The sequence below is a fragment of the Phascolarctobacterium sp. genome (assembly GCF_030531065.1).
Taxonomy (GTDB): domain Bacteria; phylum Bacillota; class Negativicutes; order Acidaminococcales; family Acidaminococcaceae; genus Phascolarctobacterium_A.
Genome location: NZ_JAUNOQ010000009.1, coordinates 20395 through 47154 on the forward strand (window position 1 = coordinate 20395; position 26760 = coordinate 47154).

Here is a 26760-nt window from a genome sequence, read left to right on the forward strand (position 1 = left end):
TGCCAGCCGCAAAAAATTCAGCTGCCGCCCGCAAGGGACGGCAGCTTTTTTATGCGCCAGCGAAACTTTGGCGTATTTTTCGTTGAGCAAAACTTAATTTTTTTCATTTTTTGCAAGGCGAACATTTTATTCCTATCGCGTTACGCGATAGGAATAAATTTACCCGAGCTTAAAAGGCCCAGTTCAAATTAACCATCCACTTGTTGGCCTTCACGCTGTCGCCCTTTTGGTATTCGTAACCCAAACCGTAGGTTACGTTAGCCTTTTCGGCCTCCAAAGCCAAGCGCCCGATATAGCTGCCGCTGTCCGTCACGTCGTAGCCGAAGCCGTTGCTTACGCCATTTAAGCTTACGGTCTGCCCGCCGTCGCGGTCGCCCATAGCCCACACGTAACCGACCTCTGCGATGGGACGCAGCGTCCAGCCCGCAGTTTTATGCTCGGCGCTGTATTTTACGCCCACCGGCAACAGGAACAAATCAGCGTCGTCGGCGTCGTAGTGCAGGCCGATGCTGCTAGTATAATTGCCGGTTCCCAAATGCATATAGCGCAGCCCTGCATAGGGCACTACCTTGCCTGCGCCGGCTTTAAAGCTTTGCTCAGCGCGCACGCCCACGCTGAAAGCGTCGCTCTTCGGCTCGCCAGTCAGCGTGTAGCCGCTGTTGTATTGGGTAATATCGTTCTTGCCGTGCAGGTAGCTGATATCGCCGATCACGGCGCTGTCCTCGTTTTCAATGCCGCCGTAAATGCTCAGGCCGTAATATTCGGCGTCGTTTCTCGTGCTGCCGGTAATCTTGCCGTCGATGTACGTCAAAGCCGCGCCAATCGTACCCTTGCCCTGCTTGTATAAATCTGCGCCCACAACGATGCCGTTGTACTGCGCGTCATAGCGAGCGCCGCCGTTGGCCACTGCCAGACCGTCGATGTTTTCCTTCGTATGCACATAATGCGCCCAAATATCCGTGTCATGGTCAAGATTTTTTGCCAGGGACATATGGTCGGCCACAGCGTCTGTCAGGATATTGCTGGCGCTGTAGGTTGCGCGGCTTACGCCCGCCAGCTCGCTCATGGAAGCGGCGTTGTTGATATTTTTAGCCGCAGCCGCTTTAGTTAAATTAGCGCCGCTGACCGCATCGTTAAAGAAATCGTAAGCGGCGTCGCCGTCCTTGCCGTTCGTCAAAGTTTGCGTCAATACATCGGGGATAAGCACCGCGCCGCCGAAAACTTCTTTCGCGTCGGCTACGGTAGTAGTGATGATATAATCGTCGCTGCCGTCAACTTTTTTGTATTGCAGCATGAAGTTGTCGGCGGAAATGTTTTCTACTTTCCAAGCTTCTTTGTCACTGCCGTCGACGATATTAAATGTTTGACCTTTCTCAGCGTTTAAAATATGAATTTTAGAGTCAGCCGCTACATCAAGAGCACCATTGTTGCTAACGGTTACAAGATAATTATCGCCAACAATATTAGCGCTGTCGACGGCTATTGTCGTACCTGCCCCGACGGTTATCGTGCCGCTGTCGCTTGCTTCCATGTGCTGTAAATTATAGGTCGCAACTTCGCCAGTAAGATTTATTTCGCCGCTATTGGTAGAAGTTATTACGCCATTGACAGTATTATCGCTGCCTTGTAAGGTGATAGTACCTTGGTCAGCAATTACATCACCAGTCAGAGAAACGGTTTTGCCTGTAGAACCTAATATAACATTTCCACTATCTTTTGAAGCTACGCTATACGTCCCTTCGCCGCCAGTAGCGTCTATTGATACATCACCTAAAATATTGGCAGAACCAGAACCATAACCTTCATATCCACTAAATTCGCTTACATATATTCCTATAGCATTTTTATAGTTATCCGTAACCGAAATATTAGTAGTCGTATCACGCCCTATTTCTACACTACCACCTAAATCTACTCTAATGCCATATGCAGTACAGTAGTCATCACCTAATGCATCTGCTGCTGCTTTATCAAAAATTGTGTTTTCTGTATCTTGCCCAGATGTAACATTGATATTCAAATTATGAGCATTTATAACGGTTTTTCCGCCATCTTCATATATACCTGCAGTACCGTTTGAATAATTCATATTGTTTTTATCTACGCCAGCACCTTCTACAATTATACTAAAATTATTTACTTTATCGCTAACAGTAGTATTATCACCACCTAATATACCAATAGCATTACTTGTAGCAACACCATCAGTAATTATTGCATGTAATATAACATCCCCACCATTAAAGTTTACTTCATTGGGTTTTGTGCTTCTACCATAACCCACACAGTTAACTCCGTAAGCGCTTTTAGCTACTAAATAAGTATGGCCACTACTATTGAAGTTTACTATGCCATTAGGATAATTGTTATAATCTTGCATATAACCATAAGTATTTATCGTTTGAGCAGTATAATTATCATTTTCAGCAGCCAATTCAGTAATATCCCCATTAAAATTCACTATGGAGCCATTAGTTTGTAAAGCATTAACCCATACGGCACCAATACTATTCTCGGCTTTAGCGGTAATATATGTATTGCCATTAAATTCTGTAGTCCCATTTCTTTCACTATAAACAGCACAAACATCTTTTTTGCTATTTTGCCCTGAAGCAGCAAAAATAAAGTCATCATTAAAAACAGCCTTCACTTCCTGAGCAACATTTTGGCCCACAACTTGAACTCCAGTTAATTGCGCTTCCTCTGCATTAACAACCATATTTACGCTACCGTTTTGCGTTATGTTACCCCAAACATCGTAACCAATAATACCGCCACCTGTAGACGATAAGGATATTTCACCATTTACATCTGCATTGATTATTAAATCTTCTCCTAATACATTTCTAATTGCCCTTAGCTGATAATTTGTACCAGCAGCAGCTAAATCCAAATTTATTGAATCGGCACTAACGGTCAATTTATTACTGTTAGTATTATCAATACCATACAACCTGCCACCAGAAGTGCCGTTTTCTATTTCTGCTCTAATATTGATAGTAGACGCTTCTACGGTAACATCTTGGCCGCTTGCGCCAATGGCAACGTCCCTATTATCGTATCCTTCTATCTTATTATTCCCAATAGTAGCGTTGATTACGTCATAACCTGTAACATCTTCATCAAAAATTTGGCCGTTATATTCCGCAGCCAACGCGCTACCCGTAATAACACACGCCATAAGTGCGCCTAAGGTCAAACTCTTTTGCCACAATTTTGTTTTCATAATAGCTCCGCCTTTCTAAGTTTTAATTGTCGACAGTATTACTATTTCCCGTATAATTAAAATTTGCGACATATGCTGTTACCAACATTATAATCTCTCGTCCCCCCCCAGTCAAGCAAAAGTGCATCGAGCACTTTTGCGTTGCAGCGCTCACGCGCCGGCTGCTGCGGCGGCGGTTTTTGCGTAACCGCAAGTCAGTCCTGAGGCGTAAAGCGCCGGCCGCCGCCCTAAACCACAAAAGGCAACTGCAAAGCGCAAACTGCCTTGCAAAATAAAAAATCCCCTGCCTGCCAAAGCGGCAAACAGGGTTAAAGCGATTTAATTTCGCTCTCACTTTCAAAAATTAAATTTTTTTCATTTTTTGAAACCGCTGTTGTTTACTGCGGCTTCATTCCACAACCTCCAAGCCATTAGCTTGGGCCAAAGCGTAAATTTCTTCCTTACTCAAGCTGGAAAGCTTAAAAATCTGCGCTAAAGCATATTTATCTTTAAGCATTTCCAAAGCTATTTCACGCGCTTTTTCTTCACGTCCGGCAAGCATGCCTTCTTCACGGCCCTCGGCGCGTCCCTCGGCGCGCCCGGCCATACGCTCGTCGTGTAATCTCATTTCTAATAGCATATATTGCCTCCTTACCTCGCTGTTACGCTTCACTCGCGTTACTTCGTCGGCAATTTCCTGAGTGAAAGCGTCGCGCACGATTCTATCGTTGACATATTCTAAAAAGCTTTTAGCCCTAGGCGAAATATTGCCTTTCGTCCCTAAAGAATTTATGATCATTACCGTCGCGCCGTTGGCTAATTCCAAACCGGGGCTTTCCTGGCATTTACTTTTGAAGGTATAAGTATACCGCCCTTCTCCAAATAAATCAAAGGCGCAGATAAAAATAATATAGGTTGCATTTAATTTGTCGAAATTCTGACCCTTGCTCAATAAATCCATATCCAGTGACGATTGATAATAGCGCGTACGCTTAGGCAAAAGCGGTTCGCCAGTATCCTGACTTTTGCGGTTTTCCACCTGCATTTCCAAGTTGTAATGAGTATGATTCTCGTCGGCCACAATAATGTCGAGGCGGATGCCGCGGCTGTCGACGCCTGTTTCAATGGTTTGTTCCGCAAGAGGATAGGAAAGCTTAGCAATTTTAATATTCAGCAGCTCCTCAATCAAACGCTTACAGATGCGCTGATTCTTCATCACCTGTTGAAAAAGAAAGTTGTTTTGAATAGTTAAATCTTCAAATTTAGTTGCCATATTGTTCCTCCTTATTATAGCATATTTTCTCTAAAAGCGGTTAGGTAAATTATTTTGCCTATGTTCCTGCGCTCAAGATAATCACCTCCTTTAGCAAAATAAAAAAGCAGTACCGCCGGTTACATCAAAACCTGTAACCGCACTTGGTACTGCTGAATTTCGCTTGCATTTGATAATTTGGGCGAAATAATCGCGGCGCGCTTGGAAAAGCTGCCGTTTACTGCTTTTTTAGTTGTCAAGGACTTTGTATGTTAAGTATAACAGGAATTTATCTTTTAGGCAAGAGCGCGTGCCCGCCAGCCGCAAAGAATTACAGCGAACATTCTTTTCCCATCGCGTTACGCGATAAGAATAATGCTTGCGCTAAACGAAAAAATACCGCCGTTCCGTTTCCAGAACGACGGTAAAATTTTATTTTGGCCAAGCCGTAAGCAAATTTTATTTTTGAGCGGCGCTTACATAGCTTCCTTAATAGCCTTAGCCATGCGCTGAATGCCCTCGACGATTCTGTCGTCCGGCATATTGGAATAGTTAATGCGCATGCTGCGGTCGGTTTTTTGGTTGGGATAGAAAGCGTCGCCGATAACGCCGGCTACTTTCATTTCGATGCACTTGTCGAACACTTTGCGTGCGCTTACGCCTTCGGGGAAGGTCAGCCACAGGAACAGGCCGCCTTCGGGATGAGTCCATTCAGTGCCTGCGGGTAAGTATTTTTCCATAGATTCCAAAATCAAATCGCGGCGATGCTTGTACAAAGCGACGATTTCTTTAACGTGCTTATCCAAATCGTAAGCTTCCATGTAAGCGTCGGCTACGCCTTGGTCGAAGTTGGAGGTGTGCAGGTCGGCGCTTTGTTTAATTTTTACGAACTCGGTCAGCAGGCTGTGCTCGGCTGCAACCCAGCCAAGACGCAGGCCGGGGCAGAAAATCTTGGAGAAAGTGCCCAGGAACATAACCAAGCCCTTGGTATCCATGGATTTCAACGACGGCAGAATTTCGCCCTCGTAGCGCAGCTCACCGTAGGGGTTATCCTCTACTACCGGCAGGTTGTGCTTATTAACGACCTCCATAAATTTCTGGCGGCGCTCCAGGGACCAGGTACGGCCCGTCGGGTTTTGGAAGTCGGGGATTACGTAAATAAATTTGCATTTGGGAGTCGTGGACAGAATTTTATCCAGCTCTTCGGGAATCAAGCCGCCGTTATCGGTAGGAACCTCGACAAATTTTGGCTGGTAAGCGTTGAAAGCGTTGAGCGCTCCCAGATAGGACGGGCTTTCGCACAGCACTACGTCGTCAGGGTCGAGGAACAGCTTGCCCACAAAGTCCAGGCATTGCTGGGAGCCGGTGGTGATCAAAATATCGTCCGGGTCCACTTGCGTATTATATTTATCGGCCATACGCTTAGCGATTTTAGCGCGCAGGGACGGACGGCCTTCGGTGGTAGCGTATTGCAGCAGCTGGCGGCCTTCTTTCAGCACCAGGTCGTGCGACACTTTAGCGATTTCTTCTACCGGGAACAATTCGGGAGCGGGCAAGCCGCCTGCGAAAGAAATAATATCAGGTTTAGCTGTTAATTTCAGCAGCTCGCGGATTTCAGAAGCCTGCATCCGCTCCATACGTTTAGCGAAATTCATGTTTAACACCCTCACTTCAATGGTAAAATTCTCAAACGACGTTATATTTTTAACGTACTAAATATTTTAGCACTGCACAAAACAATGCACAAGCAAAAATTACGGAGCCGTAAAATTTGCTTGTGCATATAAATTTTCTTGTAACATTATTTACGCTTTAAGCAGCGCCTTTTCTTCCAGATAAACCGCCAACAGCTGCGCCATTTTATTGACTAATTTCAAGCAGTTTTTCAAATGGTCGCGCGTGTTGAATTCGTAGGGCATCAAGTCGCCGCAGGCCGTGCTGCCGAACGCTTCCTTAAAGCGCTCGTGAAATTCCAGCGTCAGCGGATAAATCTCACCCAACGGTTTTTCGCTCGGATGATTACGCCCGGCCAGCGTACTGATAACCATGGTGCAGCCCGCCAGCGCGCCGCACAAATCGCGCGCGTGCCCAATGCCGCCGCCGAAGCCGCTGCACAGGCGAAAAGCGTTGTCGTCGATATCCACGCCCGCCTCCTTGCGGAAGGTTTCCACAATCGCCTCGCAGCAGTTGAAGCCGCTCTTAAAATTATTGCCTGCCGCCATACCCATTCTTTCGCTAAATTCGCTCATGATGCTCCTCCTCTTTGTGATTCATATTTTATAAACCGAAATCCTGTTGCTAAGCCTAGTTATTACCACAGAGATTTTATCCGAAACTAGAATTTCCTCAAAAACCTGCATTATCTCTATTGACAAACTGCCTTAGCGGCGCAGTAATTTCATTTCGCTTGCTGTCCAGCGTCTTGGGCTGACCGCTTTTTTATTTTTGCCGCTGCGCGTCGCTTTCGGTGGCATAGGGCCAGCCGCTCATGCCGCCCTCCAAACTCTGAACGTTTTCATAGCCCTTCGCCCGCAGCATAACCTCCGCTTCGTAGCCGCGCAAATCGATTTGGCACGACGTAATAATACGCGTATCCCTGGGGCACAGCTCGCCGCAGTCCCGCACCTGGTCCAGCGGCACGTTGACGCGATTGGGAATCCCCGCGATACGGTTGGCCGCCACCTCACCGGGAGTGCGCACGTCCACAAAAAGATAGTCGCCCCTGGCGCGCTCCGCTTCAAAATCTTTCGGATTGACGCCGCGCATCTGCCCCGTCATTTTGTTATGCAAAACATTAGCAGCCGTCGCCAAATTATCAATCGGTCCGTTAAACGGCGGCGCGTAAGCGATATCAAAATTGGACAAATCCTCCAGCGTCGCGCCCATGGACAGCGCCGCGACCATCGTATCGATGCGCTTATCCGCATTAGCGCCCACCGCCTGCACGCCCAGCAAACGCTCCGTGCCTTCCTCCGCCAGCAGCTTAATTATCAAGCGCCCCGCTCCGGGCATATAGCCCAGGCGGTCGAAACCCGGAACCACCACGCTCTTGAATTTTATGCCGGCGGCCGCCGCGCTGCGTTCGTTCAAGCCCGTCGCGCCCGCATTGCAATTAAAAACGCGGCACACGCCCGTGCCCAAAACGCCGGGATACTTAACGCCGTCGCCGCAGATATTATCGGCAATCACGCGCCCGTGCTTATTGGCCGTGGAACCCATGGGCGCAAAAATTTTTGCGCCGCTGACGCGGTGAGTATTTTCCGCGCAGTCGCCGCCCGCGTAAATGCAGGGGTCGCTGGTCTGCAAATATTCGTTGACCGCAATGCAGCCCGTCGCGCCGATTGTCAAACCCGCCGCGCGCGCCAGTTCCACGTTGGGACGCACGCCCACGGCCACGATAACGAGCTGCGCGGGAATTTCCCGCTTATCCGTTTGCACGCCGGTCACGACGCCATCCGCCGCCGTAAAGCCCACGGTTTTTTCTTGCAAATATAATTGCAGGCCCGCCTTTTGCAGCGGTTTTAGCAAAAGGTCCGCCATTTCCTTATCCAAAAGCTGGGGCAGCACCCTGTCCTGCATTTCCACAACGCTGGTGCGCAAACCGCGGTGAACAAAGGCTTCCGCCAGCTCCATGCCGATAAAGCCCGCGCCGATAATTACCGCGTCCGTCACGCCGCGCTCTTTAATTTCTGCGTCCACCGCCTTGACGTCCCACGGGAACCAAAAGCTGTGAATACCAGCCGCGTCCGCGTTGGACAGCGGCAATTTTACCGGCGTCGCGCCCGTGCCCAAAACCAGCGCGTCGTAAGCCAGCGTTTTGCTGGCGCCGTTTTCCACGTAAGTCACGCATTTACGCTCGCGGTCGATAGCCGTCACATTGCAGCCCGTGCGCGCGTCGATTCCCTTCACCTTGCGGAAATATTCCGCGTCGCGCTTCGCTCCCTGCGGCGTGTGGTCGAAGCTGTCGAAGCTTTGCACCTCGCCGCCGATAAAATAAGGAAAGCCGCAGGCGCCGTAGCTCAGCTCCGACCCCCGCTCCAGCACGATAATTTCCGCATCCTTGTCGCGACGGCGCAGACGGGCGGCAGTTTTCATCCCCGTCGCCACGCCGCCGATAATTACCACGCGTTTACCCATAAAATCACGCTCCTCATATAAAATTGCCTTAACCGGCGTTATTTTTATTTATATAATTCGACACAGAAGCGTTTTTACCTTTTACCAAAACGCCCTAAAGCTAAAACTTACCTGGAAATAATAAACTCCCGCCGCGCCTTAGACATAGAAACGGCTATCGACAGTTTGCAAATAAAAATCTCAACAAGGACTTCGCAAGACAAAACGTATTGCGTAAAGCAAAAGCTCCGGACACGCGCAATGCCCGAAGCTTATTTTGATTTCTTAAATATATTTTGCAATTAGCAAACGCCCTGCGCTCAAAGGTTTTTATCGCCGACGTTTGCCAAAAAGTTCGCGCGGCTAAGCTGCTCGCGCTCCAAACTTTCCAAAGCCGCAATGATATTCATAATCGCCAGCGTTTTAAAATTTTATTTTTCTTCGTTATTCAGCATTTGCTCCAGCGTATGCCAGCCCAAAACCGCGCATTTCACGCGCGCCGGCATATGCGAAACGTCCTTTAAAGCGCTCGCTTCCTCCAGCTCGTCGATTTCCTCCTCGCTGGCCGTGCCCTTAATCATGCGCAGGAAAATATCCGCCAGGCGCAGAGCTTCCTCCTTCGGCTTGCCGATGACCAAATCCAGCATCATGTCGGCGCTGGCCTGCGAAATCGCGCAGCCGCTGCCCACAAAGGCGCCGTCGGTCACTACCCCATCCGCAAGCTTCAGCTTCATGGTAATATCGTCGCCGCAGGTCGGGTTATAGCCGCGCATTTCCATATCGGCGTCCGGCAGCTCGTGCTTATGCCCCGGATGCATATTATGGTCCAGTAAAATTTCATTATAAAAGCTTCTGTTATCTGCCATAGCCCATTCTCTCCCTGATAGTTTTTAAGCTGTCCAGCAAACGCCGCACATCGGCCTCGTCGTTGTAAAAAGCCAGACTGACGCGAGCCGTCGCGCCCGTGCACAAATGGTCCAGCAGCGGCTGGGCGCAGTGGTTGCCGGCGCGGATATTCACGCCGTCCGCGTCCAAAATAGCGGCGATGTCATGGGGATGCACGCCGTCGATAGTAAAGGTGATGATGCCCTTATGTTCTTCAACATTCGGCGAACCGATAATGCGCACGCCCTCAATCTGACGCATACCCTCGAAGGCCAGCCTGGTCAGAGCTGCTTCGCGCGCTTCGATAATGTCAAAACCAATGCTGTTGATATAATCGATAGCCGCATGCAGACCGGCAGCCGCGCCGGCGTTGACCGTACCGGCTTCAAATTTATGCGGCAGCGGCGCGTACTCCTGACCGTCGCGGCTCACCATACTAATCATTTCGCCGCCGCTCAGGAAGGGAGGCATAGCGTCCAGCAATTTCTTTTTGCCGTATAAAACGCCGATACCCATGGGACCCATCATCTTATGGCCGCTGAAAGCCAAAAAGTCCGCGTCCAGCTTCTGCACGTCAATAGCCATATGGGGCGCGCTCTGGGCGGCGTCGATAACAGCCACCGCGCCCACCTTGTGCGCCAGCTCGACGGCCTTTTCCACCGGGTTCAAGCGGCCCAGCACATTGGAAACCTGCGCCATTGCCACGATTTTAGTTTTTGCCGTAATCGCCTGCGCCAAAGCTTCGTCCGCGATGCTGCCGTCGGCGGCGCACTCGATATATTTCAGCGTCGCGCCCGTTTGCGCGGCCGCCATGCGCCAGGGCAGCATATTGCTGTGATGCTCCATAATCGTCGTCACGATTTCGTCGCCCGGCTGCAAATTATGCAACGCGTAGCTGTACGCCACCAGGTTCAGGCTCTCCGTCGTATTGCGGGTGAAAATAATTTCTTCAAAATGCTTGGCGTTAATAAATTTCTGCACGGCTGTGCGGGCGTCCTCGTAAGCGTCCGTCGCCTCCATGGCCAGCTGGTACAGTCCGCGCAAGGGATTAGCGTTATGCTTTAAATAAAAATCGCGCTCGGCTTCGATTACGCACAGGGGACGCTGCGCCGTAGCCGCGTTATCCAGATAGGCCACGTCCATATTTGCCAGCAGCGGAAAATCTTTTTTATAATCGTAAGCAAGTAAGTCCTTATCACTGACCATCAGCAATTACTCCTTCCAAATAGCGTTCCACCAGCTGCACCGTATCCTCGTCGCCGATTTTGCGGCACAGGGCTTCAATTTTGGCCTTCGCCATCATATCTATAGCGTCCTGCTCGCTGAAGCCGCGGCTGCACAAATAGAACAGCAAATCCTCGTCCAGCTTGCCGATGCTGGCCCCGTGATTGCCCTGCACATCCTCCTCGCTACACAAAATCAGCGGAACGGACTGGTTCACCACATCGTCGCTGAGCAACAGCACCGTTTCCTTCTCGTCGCCGACAGCTCCGGCGCAGCCGTTTTTAAAATCGATAGTGCCGCGATAAATTTTACAAGCGCCGCTTTGCAGCACGCCGTCGGCAGTCATGTCGCAAACGGTATTCTTACCATAATGATTAGCGATAAAATTCATATCGATGCGCTGGCCGCGGCGTCCGTAATAGCCTGCCGCCGCCTCAAAGCTGCTGCCCTCGCCGGTCAGCTCCGTGCGCACGCCGTTGTACGCCTTGCTGCCGCCCAGCTGCAGCTGCAAAATTTCCAGCCGTGCGCCGTCGCCCAGCTCGCTGCCCACATCGTTCAAATGCACAAAGCCGCCGCCCAAAAGCTGCACCTGCACCAGCTTGACCTTCGCCCCCGCAGCGGCGTGAATCTTAGTCTGCACAGCGGCGGTTCCGGCTGCGGCAGCCGTAGAAATATAAGTCATCAGCACGGTTACGTCGCTGCCCTCTTTAGCTTCGATTTGCAGACGGTTATAGCAACGCTGCCCATCGCCGTAGCGCAAGGTTATGGCGGCAACGCTCTTGCCGGCGTCCGCCGTCAGCCGCAGCGTGCGGCCCGCGCCCAAAAGCTCCATATCCTGGCCCATGCCCGTGGGTATCTTATTAAAATCAACGCTGTGCACCGGACAACCGGCCGCAGTAGCGCAGCCGCAGCAGGCCGAACCGGCGCCGTTTTTATTTAAGCATACGCTGCCCTGCAAAGCAACCCTGGGTTCGCACACGTCGGCGCAGGGAGCCAGCTCCAGCCTGCTGTCGTTCATCCGCAAACGATTCCAGGTGGGCGCGGGCAGTTTATTAACAATCAAATCTATATTTTTCATAATAAAACTCTCCCTAACCTATGCTTCCCTGCATTTCTAAACGAATTAAATTATTCATCTCCACCGCATATTCCAGCGGCAGCTCCTTCGATACGTTATCGGCAAAGCCGCTGACAATCATCGCCTTGGCTTCGTCCTCGCTGATGCCGCGGCTCATTAAATAAAATACGGCGTCGTCGCTGATGCGGCCAATCTTGGCTTCGTGGCCGATATCCGCCTCCGACGTGCGCACGTCGATAGCGGGAATGGTATCGGAACGAGAAATATTATCCAGCATCAGGCTCTGGCAGGACACCGACGACTTGGCGTGCTTGGCCTTATTCGTTACCACCACGCTGCTGCGGAAAGTGCTGACGCCGCCGCTCTTGGAAATGGAACGGGTATTGACCAGGCTAGTCGTATGCGGCGCGTTGTGCACCACCTTACAGCCCGTATCCAGATTCTGGTCGCGCCCGGCAAAGGTTACGCCCGTAAATTCGCTGTGAGCGCCGTCGCCGTTCAGCACGCTCATGGGATACAAATAAGAAACGTGCGAACCAAAAGAGCCGGACACCCACTCGATAGTGCCGCCCTCCGCCACCAGCGCCCGCTTCGTATTCAGGTTATACATATTCTTGGACCAATTTTCAATCGTACTGTAGCGCAACTTGGCGTTTTTGGCGATAAACAGCTCCACGCAGCCCGCGTGCAGATTGGCCACATTATATTTCGGCGCGCTGCAGCCCTCGATAAAATGCAAATCAGCGCCCTCGTCCACAATAATCAGCGTATGCTCAAACTGGCCCGCGCCCTTGGCGTTTAAACGGAAATAAGATTGCAGCGGAATCGCCACGCTCACTCCCTTGGGCACATATACAAAGGAACCGCCGGACCAAACCGCGCCGTGCAGCGCCGCAAACTTATGGTCCGTCGGCGGCACCAGCTTCATAAAATGCTCGCGCACCATGTCGGCGTAAGGCCCGTTCAACGCGCTTTCCATATCCGTATAAACTACGCCCTGTTCCTCCACCTCGCGGCGCACATTGTGGTACACCAGCTCGCTGTCGTACTGAGCGCCCACGCCAGCCAGGCTGGTCTGCTCCGCCTGCGGAATGCCCAAGCGTTCAAACGTATCCTTAATATCTTCGGGAACGTCCTCCCACTTGCCCTGCATTTTCGTATTGGGGCGCACATAGGTAACGATATTATCCATATTCAGCCCTTCGATGGACGGTCCCCACTGAGGCATAACCATGCTGTTATAAATTTCCAGGGATTTCAGGCGAAACTCGCGCATCCATTCCGGGTCGTGCTTCTCGCGAGAAATCTGCTCCACAATCTCGCGGGTCAGGCCCTCCTGAATACGGTAAGCATCCTTGTCCTCGTTGCGGAAGTCGTACAGGCTTCTGTCTATATCTTCAACGTAAGTTTTTTCTTCCATATTTCACTCCATCATCGACTTATTTTTGCAAAAACTGCTCAAAGCCCTGTTTATTGATTTCTTCAACCAGTTCCGGCCCGGCGTTTTTAATAATGCTTCCCTGGGCCAGAATGTGAGTTTTATCCACGTGCAGCGCTTCCAAAATCTTCGTATTATGCGTAATAATCAGCAGCGCGCCGTTGCGGTGTTCCTGAAAAGTTTTAATACCCTGGGACACAATCTTCACCGCATCCACGTCCAGACCGCTGTCGGTTTCGTCCAAAATGGCCAGTTTGGGATTGAGCATTAAGAGCTGTAAAATTTCCGCCTTCTTCTTTTCGCCGCCGCTGAAACCGGCGTTCAAATCGCGCTCGGCATATTTAGCGTCCATTTGCAAAAGCGCCATGGCCTGGCGCAGCTCCTTGCGGAAGTCCCACGCCTTAATGCGCACGCCGCGCTGCTGCTCCAGCGCCGTTTTCAAAAAGCTGCTCAGGCTGATGCCCGGAACCTCCAGCGGATTCTGAAAGGACAGAAACAGCCCGGCCTTCGCCCGTTTATCCACGGAAAGCCCGGTAATATCTTGACCGTCGAACATAATCGTGCCGCCGGTAATCGTATATTTAGGGTTGCCCATCAATGCGTAACCCAGTGTGGACTTGCCTGCGCCGTTGGGACCCATCAGCACATGGGTCTCGCCGGGCTTAATATCCAAATCGATGCTGTGCAGAATTTCTTTGTCTTCCACATTAACCTGCAAGCCTTTTACTTCTAATAATTGTTCCGCCATATTTATCCTCCAATCGTCTGCCCGCAGGCAAACCTTTAATTCCCATATTTCTAGTATGATTTTATATCCATATTATAAATTTATTTCCGCCCCAATGCAAGGGACTATGGACGTAACGCAGCGATAATTTGCAAAAAAGTTGCAAGCGCCGCGCCGTATTCAATTTATTATATACTAAAAAGCAATTATTTACTACCAGGCAAAGCAGTTATTCCGCTGCACGTCAGCCTAGGAGCAACGACAGCAAAACCGGCACCAAAAGCGATAAAATTAAACCGTTAATAAAGGAAAACATGCCTACGTTCATGCCTGCCGCACGAATCACTAAGGGCAGCAGGGAATCCATCGTCCCCGCGCCGCCGGGAGCAATAGCCAACAGCCCGTGCCAACGCGCCAGCAGCGGAATCAAAACGAAGGACGACACCTCGCGCAGCATATTGCTCAAAAAAGAAATTGCGCCCAGCTCCGTGCTGTGCATAGTGCTGACGACTACGGAAGAAAGGCTGTACCAGCCCAGCCCCGCCGCCACCAAAATAGATTCGTAAACGCCGAGCCCCGTTATAAAGCTGCTCAGATAAGCGCCGCCCAAGCTGCCAACCAGCGTAGCGCACGGCAACGCCAAAGCCAGCGCCAGATTTTTCGGCGTGCAGATTTGCCGCAGCAAACGGCGGTTGCTGCCGATTTCAATACCGGCCACCAGCACCATAAAATCCAAAGCGGTCAGCAATATTTCATCCAGCAGCGGCTTGGACGTAACGTCCAGAAACAAATAGCCGCCGCCCATACCCAAAAGGATGGCGGCAAACAAAGCGTAAATCATGGCCGCTCCTCCTTGGCAAAATCGGGAGCCAGCAGCTTGATTACCACATAAACCAACAGCAACGAGCCCAAAATAGCGCTGCCGCCTAAAAGCAAGGACTGCCGCCCCAGCCTTTCTATCTGTCCTAAAAGATTGGCGTCGCAGCCAATTTTCGCACCTAAACAAATAAGCATCAAAAACAGGCACACCGTCGACAGGCGGTTAAGCCACAGCTTGACGCGATAGCTGAAAATATCCAGCCAGCCCAAAAGAATACCGACACCTATCGCTGCAATAATAACTTCCATCTCTACCTCCAACGCTCCAAAGCAAACTAATAATATTATACAGCAAAACGAGAAGGGAGAGTAGATGGAGTTTTATTGTACAAACGCAATCGTCAGAACGCCAATATTTTTTACGCTCGCAGTTTTATAAAATTATGCAGTCGGCTTCCTTTCGTTCGCCAATTCCCCAAGTATAAACATCAATAATATCGTCTAATACATATACACGCAAAGAATCTACCGCTTCATCTATTAAAGCGCTGCTTTCTCTTAGCATTTTATCATATTGTTTCCGAGTTAATAAAGCTTCAAAGGCAGACTTTTGCACACGCACACCATAAGTTTCCAAACATTTTACCATTTTATTGCGCCGCTTATTGTCTACAATATCATAAATCATTAGTACGATAAATTTCTTTACTTCCATTCTATCTTAACTCCAAAGGCTCGTACATTTCTGCACTATCATTCATAATAGCGCTGGCATATTTCTTGCATTGCAATTTGATACTTTCACGATAAGTATATTTGCCATCAAAATACTGATTTAAAGAGCGCAACTTTTTATTATACGCCTGTAAAAAAACTTTACGCGCATCTGCATCTAAAAAACACCCTTCTTCTGTACAAGTAAAGGCAGAATGATCTACCATATTACGTTTCACTAAAGCCAAAACCAAAGAATCTACTAAAGGTGCTCGCCACTCTTCAATTAAATCTGAAACTAATGCTGGATGTCCTTTGCCCAATCTATGCAAAAAACCTATATACGGATGCAAACCACACCCCAATACTCCCGTCATTATTTCATCAAACAACATACTGTAACCCAAGCTAAGCATGGAATTAAACGGATCACGAGGCGGTTGTTTCGTTCTCTTCGTAAATCGAAATTCTTCTGGTACTATTTCACCTAAAGCATAAAAATATGCCCTGCTGATAATTCCCTCATACCCCATTAATTTTCTGAAATCATCTGCGCTAAAAATATTTTTTCGTATAGCTAAAATATTGCGAATTGAACTGTCTACACTTTCAAGCGCCAAATTTCTATTATACCGGCGCAAAATCGTTAATTGATTATGCACCTTTGCAAAAACAACCTTTTTAGCAATTTGAAAATAAAGTCCATCGTTGTCCAATAGTTCAAACTGTTTCTTGTGTTTTAAAACATCAACAGCGCCGTTAGAAACTAAAGAACCGTAAAAGCGACCATAGCCAGAAATCCAAGACAAAGGAATATTCCGCTCCAAAAATTCTGTAATAAGCTGTGAAGAAATCTGTACGCTATCTACTAAAGTTACGTCCTCAATACGCTCCAACGGAATCTCCATTAGAACCTCATTATTGCGTCCGGCAATAACATGGCCGCCTCTTTTACGCAAATACGCGCCGCTTTCAGTAATATACAACGATGTCACAAGCATCACCTTCTATAAATAAAATATAATGCAACTATAAGCGTACTAATTATCCGTCCCCTCAATCGGGGAGTATTTTTCTATAGGTAAAGTAAAATGGCTAAAAACATTATTGCAGATGTGTTTCCGTCCCCTCAATCGGGGGACTCTTTTTCTATCATTTGAAGAAGTATCGGGACAGTACACCTTCCGCCGCTGTTTCCGTCCCCTCAATCGGGGACTATTTTTCTATGAGGTAAGCTCTTGATGACCGTCGCGCAAGCCGAAGCGTTTCCGTCCCCTCAATCGGGGACTCTTTCTATATTACGGGCGAATGTGTATAAAATCCCATACGCAAAAGTTTCCGTCCCCTCAATCGGGGACTATTTTTCTATGAAAAAGCACAGAAACCAAGGGAAAACAAAAAGCTCGTTTCCGTCCCCTCAATCGGGGACTATTTTTCTATTAAGGGATTATATCAAAGTATTGATAATCTTGATAGTTTCCGTCCCCTCAATCGGGAACTATTTTTCTATACAGGCCATTTGGCAATATTAACGTGTCCTATGAATTTCCGTCCCCTCAATCGGGGACTATTTTTCTATCCGCACAACCTAATAATGGTTTGCCAGTCGGGCATGAATATTTCCGTCCCCTCAATCGGGGACTATTTTTCTATTGGTGATGAAGAGTTATTAAGAAAATTAGCTCCAATTTCCGTCCCCTCAATCGGGGACTATTTTTCTATCCTGACGGAGTGAAATTGATTTATCAGCCACGTATGGTATTTCCGTCCCCTCAATCGGGGACTATTTTTCTATCCGTGCCATTGTTGACATTATGTATAAGGGTATTTTTGTATTTCCGTCCCCTCAATCGGGGACTATTTTTCTATAGGCAGAAAGGAAATGGAAGAACTTAAACAAATTATTTCCGTCCCCTCAATCGGGGACTATTTTTCTATATTTTACGACTCGGAATTCAACGGCGCTATATTGGAATTTCCGTCCCCTCAATCGGGGACTATTTTTCTATTCAAAAATTAAAACCTATATAGGCGGCTGGTACTCCGATTTCCGTCCCCTCAATCGGGGACTATTTTTCTATTACGGGCGAATGTGTATAAAATCCCATACGCAAAATATTTCCGTCCCCTCAATCGGGGACTATTTTTCTATAAGATGGCAGAGTGGATAAAGTTGTCGACGAGTAATTTCCGTCCCCTCAATCGGGGACTATTTTTCTATCGACAACTATGGGTTAGATATTAGCAATAACCATTTAGGATTTCCGTCCCCTCAATCGGGGACTATTTTTCTATCGAGTTATATAGTTTTATGGAGTTGTATGAGGATTTCCGTCCCCTCAATCGGGGACTATTTTTCTATTAGACGGTGTAAATGTCACTGTATATAACCAATTTACCGATTTCCGTCCCCTCAATCGGGGACTATTTTTCTATTAATGGAAAAGAACAGGGAAATAGACGCGCTGGAAGCCAATTTCCGTCCCCTCAATCGGGGACTATTTTTCTATTAATGGAAAAGAACAGGGAAATAGACGCGCTGGAAGCCAATTTCCGTCCCCTCAATCGGGGACTATTTTTCTATTGTACAAATTTTTATGCGAACTGACGAGAGCCAAGATTCAATTTCCGTCCCCTCAATCGGGGACTATTTTTCTATAAAGCAAAAGCACGTCAAGAGTATTTGGCTAAAAAAGATTTCCGTCCCCTCAATCGGGGACTATTTTTCTATATGCAATTGAAACTAATTTAGTTAATTTGTTTGTTAATTTCCGTCCCCTCAATCGGGGACTATTTTTCTATCAGTAATCATGATAATCGTGTCGACGGCTTTAATTATTTCCGTCCCCTCAATCGGGGACTATTTTTCTATTCAATCAGCGACGTTATTAGCCAGTATGTCCCATCATTTCCGTCCCCTCAATCGGGGACTATTTTTCTATACTGCCGCGCGCGTCGCGCTTGCCCAAAGGTTTTACGCGCCGTTTTGCGGCGCACTCATAAAATTTCTTTGCACAAGCAAGCTAATCACGCGACTCACACCTTTCTAAGCGGCTATGCAAGCCTAGCGGCGCAGTTTTCCGGAAAAGTGTCCATACTCTTAATAATGTCCCGGTTCAAATCGTCATAAACGTTATTTTTATAAACTTTTTCGCCAGCCATAATCAACGAAAACACTTTCCGCAGTTTTTGCACTATCTCTCCGGAAGTATAATAAGGCTCCGTATTTTTTAACAGCTCGTCGGTAATATCGGTAATCGTATGCGCTAAAGGATTGCGGTGTTTAGCTTCTACCTTGCGCAGTAACTTCAATTCATCTAATAAACTTTTATCAACATCAGGAACGCATCCTAATATATCCAGCATATTGCTGAATGATAATTCCGTGTTATCCCTAAAGTTACCTACATGTCTATTAAACGCTCGCAAAATTTCCGGAAATTTTTCCTGTAATTTTCTTATACTAACGCGCCAGGGTTTTTTGAAAGAATCTCGCTCGCAATATAAACACGGCTTATAGCTTGTTTTATTTTCCAGATAAAATAACGTTAGCTGGTAAAGAAACGGCGTCAGCTTTACGATAAACTCTGCCAAATCGCCTTTTCTTTGCCGCAATTCCATAATCATCAAAAACTCGTTAAGTGCAACTACTTCTTTTTTATCAGATATAGAGCTTTTAGCCTTGGCAAAAGCGTCCTGTAAACGCAGCTTAGCGCGCAGGTCGGCATGCTCCAGCAATCTGCCGGTTTCTTTTTGAAACATATTCTTATGCTTCTTATATAACGCCAGCGCCGCGCTATATTCATAGCTACTTACCAAACTTACCAGCTGATGACGAACGCTATACCTAGTAAATAAAGATAACGGCGGAACCTGGCAACGATTTTCCGCGCCCTCCTCGTCGTCAAGATTTGTTTCGATAACGCAATCGATATCTTCGTGATCCTGCGTCGCAAAATTTTCTCTATTAGAACTCTTAGCCGGCGACACTACCTGCACTGCAAGAACGTTGTCAAAATCCGTAGCCAAAAACGACATAATAGTTTTCATCTGCGGCGTACCGGAACTCAAATTAAGAATGATTTCCTCATTGGGATATTGCTTACGCAATTCTATAAAATTATCCGCCAACGCTACCAATTTTTCCATATTTTGAGCTTCAATGATATCCGTTTTTATAAAATCTATTACGCATTCCGGCGCTACTTTTTGAATAGCTTTGCTGTAAATTTGCCGTTGCTCTTCCTTTTCGCGCATATCCTTAGTTAAAAAAATTTTTACCATGCGAGGTCGGTAATGGCGTATGATGTGCAGCATGGCTCCGTCATGCATGCCGCGAATAGGGTCGGTATCTCCTGCCGGAGAATATAAAATACTCATTCGTTGCGCCTCCTCAACATCCGTACCTGAACGCCGCCCATGCCTAAAGCCGTTTTGATCCCAATTCCGCTGTATTCCGCATAAGCGCATAGCATCGCGATAATCCTATTAACCATAAGATTATTTTTCAAACCTAAAGTATATGTTCCCCTAAAAGCCGGTATTCTTATTCCTTCTAAAGCGAAGGTCTGCAAACTCAAACGATATCCGGCAACGAACGCCTGCTGGCTCAAATCAAAAGCCAAGCCTTGCTCGTCCAGCTTATTATTATCGGCAAAGCAATTCCATTTGCGTATCAAGCTGCCGAACAATAAATTATTTTGCGGAAAAATCACATACTCTCCGTTACTTTTAAAACTGCACGAGGACAATATTTTTAGCTCGATATATTTTTCTGGAAAATCCTGCGCGAAATATTTTTCCGCTAAGCTATCGTAATCGACTGCTGGCAGCCATTCTTTTCCCAATACCTGAACGTCGATATTTTTATGCTTTAAATAAATATTCGCAGGCATTTCAAAAGCAACGTTCAATAATTCCTGCTTCGCCTGCTCGCTCAACGAAGCCAAACGCCACAGCAAAGTATTGTTTTGCTTATCAAAATAAAGATATTGGCTATACGGCCGCAGCTGCTGCTCGTGCATCAAAGCGGCAAAAGCTTTATCTACGCGCTCCATTAGCACGCCGTGCAGCAAAGAGCCTGTTGATTGCGGCAATTTAATTCCTTCTGGAACGGCCAGCTTTAGTTGTAAAATTTGTAGCGCGCTCATTTTACCGTCACCTTAGCCAACCCCGTCAATACCTGCCGCCCCGCATATATCGTAGCCTTCAAAGTCCGGGGAGAAATAATTTTATCCAAGGACAGATGCTTATGCTTTCTAAAAGTTACGTCAAGCAACTCTCTGACAACTTGCATCGCTTCCTTCGCTTCGTCTTCCGGAGCTACAGCCAACAAAATAGTTTTGCTCAAAAAGCCCGTATTACTGCCCAAGAAAATATTAGCCTGCTCTACGCCCTCGAAAAGATTTGGATAAGCCTTGCCAAAAGCCTTGCTCTGTAAGCTCATGACGAAGTTAAAATAATCTTGAGTCCATTGTAAAAGCATCGCTACAGAAGTTAAGCCGATAACAGCCGTCATTGTTTTATCTAATTTTACGGTGAAAGTATATTGGCTTCCGGGAATTATACATTCTCTGAACAGGGAAATATCATTCTTTTTAGCATGCCCCAGACGATCAAAGGTTAAATCGCATTTCGGCAAAATAACAGTCGAAACATTTGCTGCCGCCGTAGCGTCGCTCACTAACAGCCCGCGCAAAACGCTATTTACCGCATTGCGCGCGATTATTGGTTTATCCTTATCGTCATGAAGTTTTAATCCGTGCAGTAAATCAATTTCGAGATTTTTGGCAATTTTTTCCAGCTCTTTTTTGAAGAATTTTTTATCATATCTGCAATCGCAAATCTGCCGCCAATATTTTTGCTTAACGCTACTATTTTTCTGCAACAAATGATAGATAATTGCCGTTCTGAAAATTCCTTTTAGACTGCTACCAGGAACATACGGCGTTCCGTCAACCAGCTTAACCTGCCTATTGATTGCGTTAACGCTTTTCTTATCTTTTATACGATTGAGATCAACTTCAGCTTTCGCGCCGCCGCTAACAAGATATTCCACATCTTTTAAAGAATATTCCTGCTGTTCCAACCACGCCAACATATTTTTAGTTTTATCGCCGCTAAGCAAATATTTTTCATATGACGGCAACAAATTCTTTTCGATAATGAATTGATGCCAGAGGCTGTAATTAACAAAATACACCGTTTGCCTTTTAGCGTCGTACAAATAATCTTTCGGCAAAAGCTGCATGCCGTCGCTAATATTGACGGGCGTAAGTACCTGCAAGCACAATTCGGCTGTTTCTTGATAATTTTGTCCTTTGCTAATCATTTTTCAACCCCACAAACATACCTAATCCGTTGCGGTACACGGCATGCTCCAATCCCGGTACGGCTTGCCGCAACAAGCTTCCCCGAAGCCTGCTTTGGAAGCAAGACCCTTCCGCCAGCATATACGCACTGGTACGTTTAACTCCGTTAGTAACGGCGAGCGAATAAACAAACCCGCTTTTCTTAATTAACTTATAAGCGCCTGCCTTTATATCGGCAATTTGTTCCTGCTTAGGAAAAACGGGAGCGATGCACATCTGCCAACGGCTTTTTTCTGCAAACAACATCTCGGCTAAAGCCGCGTCGTCTTCATAACAACCGAATCCCGGCGCAAGCTCTATATCATCCTCGTCATCACGAATTACAAATTTGCCGTAACCGCCGCTGCGCTTACCGCCGATACCGCTCAAGCCCAAACTTGCGATTAATGCTTTTAATTTTTCATAATCAGCGTCGCTTTCTGTACCGCAAATCAAATACAACCCAGCGTTATCAACAAAGCGATAGCTTGCGACATAATAAGGCAAGGGTTCTGCGTTCCTCGTATTAACTTTAGCGGACAATACGGGAACTGCAAACTCCTGCGTATTTTCTAAAAAAGGTTCCGGCGCTAAAAATTTTTTTATCTGTGAAGCGCGCACATATGACGATTTTTTTGCTTTTTTTAATTTGGTTGCCGCCTGCTTCATCTCGGCAAAACTTTTGGCTTCCGCAATATTTCTTTCTAGCGGCAGTAACGGCTTGGGTAAATAAAAATACATATCTTCATCTTGAGTTTTGTAATAAGGCAGCAAGCTGGAAATCTGCAGTCTGCCGCTATTAAAACCGTCGATTAACTCTTCAACGGCAGCCCGCGATTGAGCGGCGGCTTCATTACACAAAGCGCTGAAAAAGGTATCGGCCGCGCAAGCGAAAGAACTCTTTTCCAAACCGCCGCCGTTAGCCGCGTCGCCAAAATGCACAGGCGTCAAAAATTTTAAAGGCACAAGATAATATTTCATATTGCTTTACTTCCTTCAAGTAACTGCAAATATTTATCGGTATCTACGTTCACACCGCCAATTTTTTCTATACTAAAATCGGCAAAGCTTACTCTACCATAGCCGCGCGAACCATGACCGCCAAGATAATCTGCTTCCAAAAGGCGTAAGCCCTGCGCCAGCGTTTTGATATCGGCATCTATTTCAGCTATAGCCTCTATATTATAAACCAGTTTGAAATCAAATTTAACTCCGGCAGGCACACGTTCTATATGTCGTGGATTAGCAATACCGCTGGCGCGATTAATTGTATTTTCAAATTTGACCTCGCCAATATAAGTATCCGTATCAAGATTCTTGCCAAATAATTCTTCCGTACTTTTAGTAATGAACATATCGAAGAATTGCAGCCGTGCCGGACAAGCCATATTTTTACCGCTGCTACCAAAAAGCCGTTTAATAATTTCGTTATCCTCGTCAACTTTATGCAGCACATATCCTTGGCAGGTACTCTTAGCTAATAAAGTGCGCAACTTTCCCTTCATCGTACTGCCGGGAATAATCGGCGCGCGCGTTAAGGTATCGCGGACAAACGGACTATCCACGGCTCCTATGGGCGCATAATCGTTGCCGCCGCCAATATGCATACCAGTTTCTACTTTTAAAATCGCTTTGATAAACAATTTACCCGCTAAAGCTTTTTGCGTACCGTTTACTTCCTTACCCATTATCTATCCCTGCCTCCTTGATATTTATGGAATGCGACTAGCGCTTCGATGTATTTACAAAACTTTTCGAACGCCGCAATATCGTTACCGATGGCTAAAATTTTATTCTCTAGCCCTGCTTTTTTTACAAAGTCTCGTACAGGAAATCCTTTGCTAGTATCCTTGCCAGCAAGATACAACGCATTTACTTTTAAGAATTTCACCTCTACTTTTAGCTCATTTGGCAAAATTTTGGCTCCAAGATTTTGCGCACAATATACATCCACTTTATTACGCAACACATTAACCGCCGTCAAAAACTTTCTTATCTGGCTTGTTGTTAATACTATGTATTTTTCCCCGTATTTATCATCAGCTCTTTTTAAGCTGCTAATGACTTTTTCCGCCTCGTCCACCGGGTCGTAATTCACATTACGATTCGACTGCTGTGTAACCTCCGCTTTAGCCAATGCGGTTCTCATATTATTATTTTTTAATTCCATGCTTAATCTTCTCCCTTCTCCCGCAAATGATAAATCAATAGGCGCAGCGCCGTATCCAATTGCCTGCGGTCTTCTTCATTGCGCACCCAACTATAAATCAGCGTATGAAATTCGTTGAAATGCTGCATTAAAATTTTATTATTAGTTTCCGCCGGCTGCATTCTTCCCAAGGTATAGGCTAAACGCGCTATATTTATCTTGCCTTCAGTTTCTATACTCTCTAAAAGCTTTAGCATTTTATAAAGCATAGCCATGCCAACATTAAGCTTATTAGCGTCATTTCTGTATAAATCCAGATGAGCAAACAAAAAATCCAATTTTTCCCGGCAAACTCCGTCTTCAAAATTTTGCCAGCTATAAACGTGCCTGCATTTCAATTCTTCCTTATCAGATATTTGATTAGTTTCAAAGCCAAATAAAGCGATACTGTTTTTGCCATCAATGTTCTTCGCCGCGTCCTCTAACAGTCCCGTTAATTTTGCCATCTGGCTAACTGGATAATCAGGACTAAATAAAGCCAATCCTGCCGAAAAGGAAAGTTTGCCTCCGGTGAAACGATCAAACGCTTTTCTTATATCGACCGCCGTTTCCAGCAAATCATCCCATGCGCCTACTAAAAAAACGTCGTCGCCGCCTGAATACACCACATGCACTTTACGAGACGCAGCCTGTTTCTCGGCAAAAAGCGCAAAAGGCGTTATCTTTTTATTATCGCAGCCCTCAAGCTCGCCGCTGCAAATTTTCTTAACGGCAAGTTTAAAAAATATACTCAAATTTTTAGACATATCGGCATAACGCGATAAAGTAGCATATTTAAACTTATCTTCCGCAGCGTAATCTATAAAACCGCCGATGAAAGCCGCTCCCAAATTATCAACGTCCGCCCGCAGGACGCCTAATCGTTTTATGCCTTTTTCTCTATCACCGCTGGCTTCAGCCAAATCCGAAAATTCCATAATACTACCGTTAGATTTTTTTGCGGCATAATCAGCCAACCACAAGCGCGAAGACAATAGGCTTCCAGTTACAGCCTTATTTTTACTGTACAAACGCACTAAATCAGATAACTTTTCTAAACTTCTCTCACTAACGGCACGCAAATAAAGTTTTCTTTGATAACCAAAGATTTCTAAACTATCATTATCTTTCTGACTTGTAATTGCAAATACAGATTCATTATTGAGAATTTGCGCCCCTAATTTATATAAACCCAGGCACAACGGACAAATATAACCGTCGCTGAGAGAAGCATCTTCCAACAATACGGAACTTGAAGAATGGCAAACGGAGCATTCTCTACCATGAGCCTCATCGTTTATTTCAGCAAAAATATTCTGTAACGTTCCGACACCATATCGGCAAAGCTTATCCTTGTTCAAAGCCTTGCTGACAGCGGCAAAAATATTTCTTTGCTGCCCGGATTCCATAAGGTCGTCAGCCGAACATTCTGCAAAGCCCAAAGCCATATATAACGACGTCGAAAAATTTTTCCAAAGCCATTCGTTGCACGCTTCTTGTAAATTATTTAAAGCTTGTTTTGCAGCTAAAGTATTAGCGGTCAAAATATAAAAGTGCCCGCCTCCGGAATAAAGTAAATTAGCGCGGGATAAATTAAGCTTTGTCAACAGTTCATCAATAAAATCTTCCATCAGTATTTCTAAATAAAAAGAACGCCCACGCAAAGATTTCAAAGCGCCTTTAGAAGGTATCGTATAGATAAAACTTTGTATTCCCGATAAATCTCCAGACACCAGTAAAAAAGATTTTTCTTGACGAAACGCTTTATTATTCACGAAGCAATACCGGCGGTAATCATGAATATTATTGTCCTGAAAATACTGGTACATACAAGAAGCCAGCGCCGCAGTAACTTTAGAGTGCACGTATAAAGAAATATCGCAAGCTTCGCTTTTATTAGTGCTAGACGGAACATAGCTGGTTAAATCTTCCATAATTCGCAAAAGTTCGTTGTTTTGCATTTTATCTATGGAAGCGCGCTCAAAATTACTGGTAAATTCTGCCACCAAATCTTTATATTTATCATCGGATGCCAAGCATAACTCTTGCGTCGGATAATTAAAATTATTAGACGGATCGAGCCCGCGTAAATAATATTTACCAACTATCCCTTTTCCTCGCCCGCCGAAAAGATTAAAAATACTTTCCAAGCAAGATTGCGCATCAAAGCCTTTAGTTTCGCCTTCAATATCACGTCTATCGGCGCCAGCGGCAATATTATCGGCTTCATAAACAATATAACTTAAATCGTTCTCTTTTAATTGTACATTTCTTAGAGACGAAGCATGATGGTACTTAATACAATTAACCAAATTCCTTGTTTCTTCATTTTGTGGTAAAAACGTACCTATATATTCCGCTCCAGCCTGATAATGATTGCCCAAGCTATGGTCTGCGCGAATACATACTTTACCAATATCATGTAGTAAGGAACTTTTGATTAAAATATCTAATTCGTTCACTAATATTCCTCCCTTACATAAATTACACATCACTCAAAATATATTATTAATTCTCTAAGCTCCAAAATAATTCCTGCATAGTCAGATAAATTGTTTATAACAAAATCATTGAAATATTTCCTGCTCCTCCGCAAGTTTATCTAATCGCGATTTGTATAATCCAGATTAGATAAATTCACTGTAAGCCACGCGCCAAATTTTCCGTCCCGCTCTAATCTAAAAATTTTCCCGGCCACGCAAAAACGACGCATACCACAAAGGCATGCGCCGTGAAAAAATCATTTTGCTTTTTAAACTGCGCC

The 26760-nt window shown here is 46.2% G+C and carries 21 protein-coding genes and 1 CRISPR repeat array; all 21 genes read right to left on the minus strand.

Going from position 1 to position 26760, the window contains the following annotated elements; genetic code table 11:
- Positions 1-169 precede the first annotated feature (169 nt).
- The 21 genes from Q4E64_RS07350 to cas10 all read right to left on the minus strand — a co-directional run bounded on the left by Q4E64_RS07350 (position 170) and on the right by cas10 (position 26458).
- Entirely contained in the window at positions 170-3226 is a 3057-nt protein-coding gene (locus tag Q4E64_RS07350; protein ID WP_303167128.1) for an autotransporter outer membrane beta-barrel domain-containing protein, read from the minus strand.
- A gap of 388 nt (positions 3227-3614) precedes the next feature.
- Positions 3615-4478: an Rpn family recombination-promoting nuclease/putative transposase gene (locus Q4E64_RS07355; RefSeq protein ID WP_303167130.1), complete on the minus strand. Its 864-nt coding sequence runs from the start codon at positions 4476-4478 to the stop codon at positions 3615-3617.
- A gap of 455 nt (positions 4479-4933) precedes the next feature.
- Complete coding sequence (locus tag Q4E64_RS07360) at positions 4934-6112, minus strand: PLP-dependent aminotransferase family protein (protein ID WP_293727808.1); 1179 nt, start codon at positions 6110-6112, stop codon at positions 4934-4936.
- A 150-nt stretch (positions 6113-6262) separates the two neighbouring features.
- A complete protein-coding gene (locus tag Q4E64_RS07365; protein WP_303167131.1) occupies positions 6263-6706 on the minus strand; it encodes a C-GCAxxG-C-C family protein in 444 nt (147 codons plus the stop codon).
- A 190-nt stretch (positions 6707-6896) separates the two neighbouring features.
- On the minus strand, positions 6897-8594 hold the full coding sequence (locus Q4E64_RS07370; protein ID WP_303167132.1) for an FAD-dependent oxidoreductase: 1698 nt from the start codon (positions 8592-8594) through the stop codon (positions 6897-6899).
- A 410-nt stretch (positions 8595-9004) separates the two neighbouring features.
- Positions 9005-9439, minus strand: coding sequence for a Fe-S cluster assembly sulfur transfer protein SufU (gene sufU, locus Q4E64_RS07375; RefSeq protein WP_303167133.1), 435 nt, complete (start codon positions 9437-9439; stop codon positions 9005-9007).
- Complete coding sequence (locus tag Q4E64_RS07380) at positions 9429-10664, minus strand: aminotransferase class V-fold PLP-dependent enzyme (RefSeq protein WP_303167134.1); 1236 nt, start codon at positions 10662-10664, stop codon at positions 9429-9431. Before Q4E64_RS07380 ends, sufU begins: the two co-directional genes overlap by 11 nt.
- Positions 10654-11760 (minus strand): SufD family Fe-S cluster assembly protein, encoded by a 1107-nt coding sequence (locus Q4E64_RS07385; protein ID WP_303167135.1) that lies wholly within the window; start codon positions 11758-11760, stop codon positions 10654-10656. Before Q4E64_RS07385 ends, Q4E64_RS07380 begins: the two co-directional genes overlap by 11 nt.
- Before the next feature lie 13 nt (positions 11761-11773).
- A complete protein-coding gene (gene sufB, locus Q4E64_RS07390; protein ID WP_303167136.1) occupies positions 11774-13180 on the minus strand; it encodes a Fe-S cluster assembly protein SufB in 1407 nt (468 codons plus the stop codon).
- 19 nt (positions 13181-13199) lie between these two features.
- Complete coding sequence (gene sufC / locus Q4E64_RS07395) at positions 13200-13946, minus strand: Fe-S cluster assembly ATPase SufC (protein ID WP_303167137.1); 747 nt, start codon at positions 13944-13946, stop codon at positions 13200-13202.
- Between the two features lie 223 nt (positions 13947-14169).
- Positions 14170-14766: a lysine exporter LysO family protein gene (locus Q4E64_RS07400; RefSeq protein ID WP_303167138.1), complete on the minus strand. Its 597-nt coding sequence runs from the start codon at positions 14764-14766 to the stop codon at positions 14170-14172.
- Positions 14763-15053 (minus strand): LysO family transporter, encoded by a 291-nt coding sequence (locus tag Q4E64_RS07405; RefSeq protein ID WP_303167139.1) that lies wholly within the window; start codon positions 15051-15053, stop codon positions 14763-14765. Before Q4E64_RS07405 ends, Q4E64_RS07400 begins: the two co-directional genes overlap by 4 nt.
- 124 nt (positions 15054-15177) lie before the next feature.
- Positions 15178-15459, minus strand: a complete 282-nt coding sequence (gene cas2, locus Q4E64_RS07410) for a CRISPR-associated endonuclease Cas2 (protein ID WP_303167141.1) — start codon at positions 15457-15459, stop codon at positions 15178-15180.
- Between the two features lies 1 nt (position 15460).
- Positions 15461-16453 (minus strand): CRISPR-associated endonuclease Cas1, encoded by a 993-nt coding sequence (gene cas1, locus Q4E64_RS07415; protein ID WP_303167143.1) that lies wholly within the window; start codon positions 16451-16453, stop codon positions 15461-15463.
- A 50-nt stretch (positions 16454-16503) separates the two neighbouring features.
- Positions 16504-18400: direct repeats of the CRISPR family, unit length 34 nt; unit sequence TTTCCGTCCCCTCAATCGGGGACTATTTTTCTAT.
- A 112-nt stretch (positions 18401-18512) separates the two neighbouring features.
- Positions 18513-19838, minus strand: coding sequence for a hypothetical protein (locus Q4E64_RS07420; RefSeq protein WP_303167144.1), 1326 nt, complete (start codon positions 19836-19838; stop codon positions 18513-18515).
- Entirely contained in the window at positions 19835-20554 is a 720-nt protein-coding gene (gene cas6, locus Q4E64_RS07425; protein ID WP_303167145.1) for a CRISPR system precrRNA processing endoribonuclease RAMP protein Cas6, read from the minus strand. The genes Q4E64_RS07420 and cas6 overlap by 4 nt, the downstream gene beginning before the upstream one ends.
- A 50-nt stretch (positions 20555-20604) precedes the next feature.
- The gene (gene csm5, locus Q4E64_RS07430; protein ID WP_303167147.1) at positions 20605-21789 is read right to left on the minus strand and encodes a type III-A CRISPR-associated RAMP protein Csm5; all 1185 of its coding nucleotides are present in this window, start codon (positions 21787-21789) and stop codon (positions 20605-20607) included.
- Positions 21782-22789: a type III-A CRISPR-associated RAMP protein Csm4 gene (gene csm4 / locus Q4E64_RS07435; protein ID WP_303167148.1), complete on the minus strand. Its 1008-nt coding sequence runs from the start codon at positions 22787-22789 to the stop codon at positions 21782-21784. Before csm4 ends, csm5 begins: the two co-directional genes overlap by 8 nt.
- Positions 22786-23496 (minus strand): type III-A CRISPR-associated RAMP protein Csm3, encoded by a 711-nt coding sequence (gene csm3 / locus Q4E64_RS07440; protein ID WP_303167149.1) that lies wholly within the window; start codon positions 23494-23496, stop codon positions 22786-22788. The genes csm4 and csm3 overlap by 4 nt, the downstream gene beginning before the upstream one ends.
- Entirely contained in the window at positions 23496-23978 is a 483-nt protein-coding gene (gene csm2 / locus Q4E64_RS07445; RefSeq protein ID WP_303167151.1) for a type III-A CRISPR-associated protein Csm2, read from the minus strand. The genes csm3 and csm2 overlap by 1 nt, the downstream gene beginning before the upstream one ends.
- Positions 23979-23980: 2 nt before the next feature.
- Complete coding sequence (cas10, locus tag Q4E64_RS07450) at positions 23981-26458, minus strand: type III-A CRISPR-associated protein Cas10/Csm1 (RefSeq protein ID WP_303167152.1); 2478 nt, start codon at positions 26456-26458, stop codon at positions 23981-23983.
- Between the last annotated feature and the right edge of the window lie 302 nt (positions 26459-26760).

What these genes read in the sequence shown, in the direction of transcription:
- Q4E64_RS07350 (WP_303167128.1), bottom strand. Translation starts at nt 3,226, where the DNA reads ATGAAAACAAAATTGTGGCAAAAGAGTTTGACCTTAGGCGCACTTATG.
- Q4E64_RS07355 (WP_303167130.1), bottom strand. Translation starts at nt 4,478, where the DNA reads ATGGCAACTAAATTTGAAGATTTAACTATTCAAAACAACTTTCTTTTT.
- Q4E64_RS07360 (WP_293727808.1), bottom strand. Translation starts at nt 6,112, where the DNA reads ATGAATTTCGCTAAACGTATGGAGCGGATGCAGGCTTCTGAAATCCGC.
- Q4E64_RS07365 (WP_303167131.1), bottom strand. Translation starts at nt 6,706, where the DNA reads ATGAGCGAATTTAGCGAAAGAATGGGTATGGCGGCAGGCAATAATTTT.
- Q4E64_RS07370 (WP_303167132.1), bottom strand. Translation starts at nt 8,594, where the DNA reads ATGGGTAAACGCGTGGTAATTATCGGCGGCGTGGCGACGGGGATGAAA.
- sufU (WP_303167133.1), bottom strand. Translation starts at nt 9,439, where the DNA reads ATGGCAGATAACAGAAGCTTTTATAATGAAATTTTACTGGACCATAAT.
- Q4E64_RS07380 (WP_303167134.1), bottom strand. Translation starts at nt 10,664, where the DNA reads ATGGTCAGTGATAAGGACTTACTTGCTTACGATTATAAAAAAGATTTT.
- Q4E64_RS07385 (WP_303167135.1), bottom strand. Translation starts at nt 11,760, where the DNA reads ATGAAAAATATAGATTTGATTGTTAATAAACTGCCCGCGCCCACCTGG.
- sufB (WP_303167136.1), bottom strand. Translation starts at nt 13,180, where the DNA reads ATGGAAGAAAAAACTTACGTTGAAGATATAGACAGAAGCCTGTACGAC.
- sufC (WP_303167137.1), bottom strand. Translation starts at nt 13,946, where the DNA reads ATGGCGGAACAATTATTAGAAGTAAAAGGCTTGCAGGTTAATGTGGAA.
- Q4E64_RS07400 (WP_303167138.1), bottom strand. Translation starts at nt 14,766, where the DNA reads ATGATTTACGCTTTGTTTGCCGCCATCCTTTTGGGTATGGGCGGCGGC.
- Q4E64_RS07405 (WP_303167139.1), bottom strand. Translation starts at nt 15,053, where the DNA reads ATGGAAGTTATTATTGCAGCGATAGGTGTCGGTATTCTTTTGGGCTGG.
- cas2 (WP_303167141.1), bottom strand. Translation starts at nt 15,459, where the DNA reads ATGGAAGTAAAGAAATTTATCGTACTAATGATTTATGATATTGTAGAC.
- Q4E64_RS07420 (WP_303167144.1), bottom strand. Translation starts at nt 19,838, where the DNA reads ATGAGTATTTTATATTCTCCGGCAGGAGATACCGACCCTATTCGCGGC.
- csm5 (WP_303167147.1), bottom strand. Translation starts at nt 21,789, where the DNA reads ATGATTAGCAAAGGACAAAATTATCAAGAAACAGCCGAATTGTGCTTG.
- csm4 (WP_303167148.1), bottom strand. Translation starts at nt 22,789, where the DNA reads ATGAAATATTATCTTGTGCCTTTAAAATTTTTGACGCCTGTGCATTTT.
- csm3 (WP_303167149.1), bottom strand. Translation starts at nt 23,496, where the DNA reads ATGGGTAAGGAAGTAAACGGTACGCAAAAAGCTTTAGCGGGTAAATTG.
- csm2 (WP_303167151.1), bottom strand. Translation starts at nt 23,978, where the DNA reads ATGGAATTAAAAAATAATAATATGAGAACCGCATTGGCTAAAGCGGAG.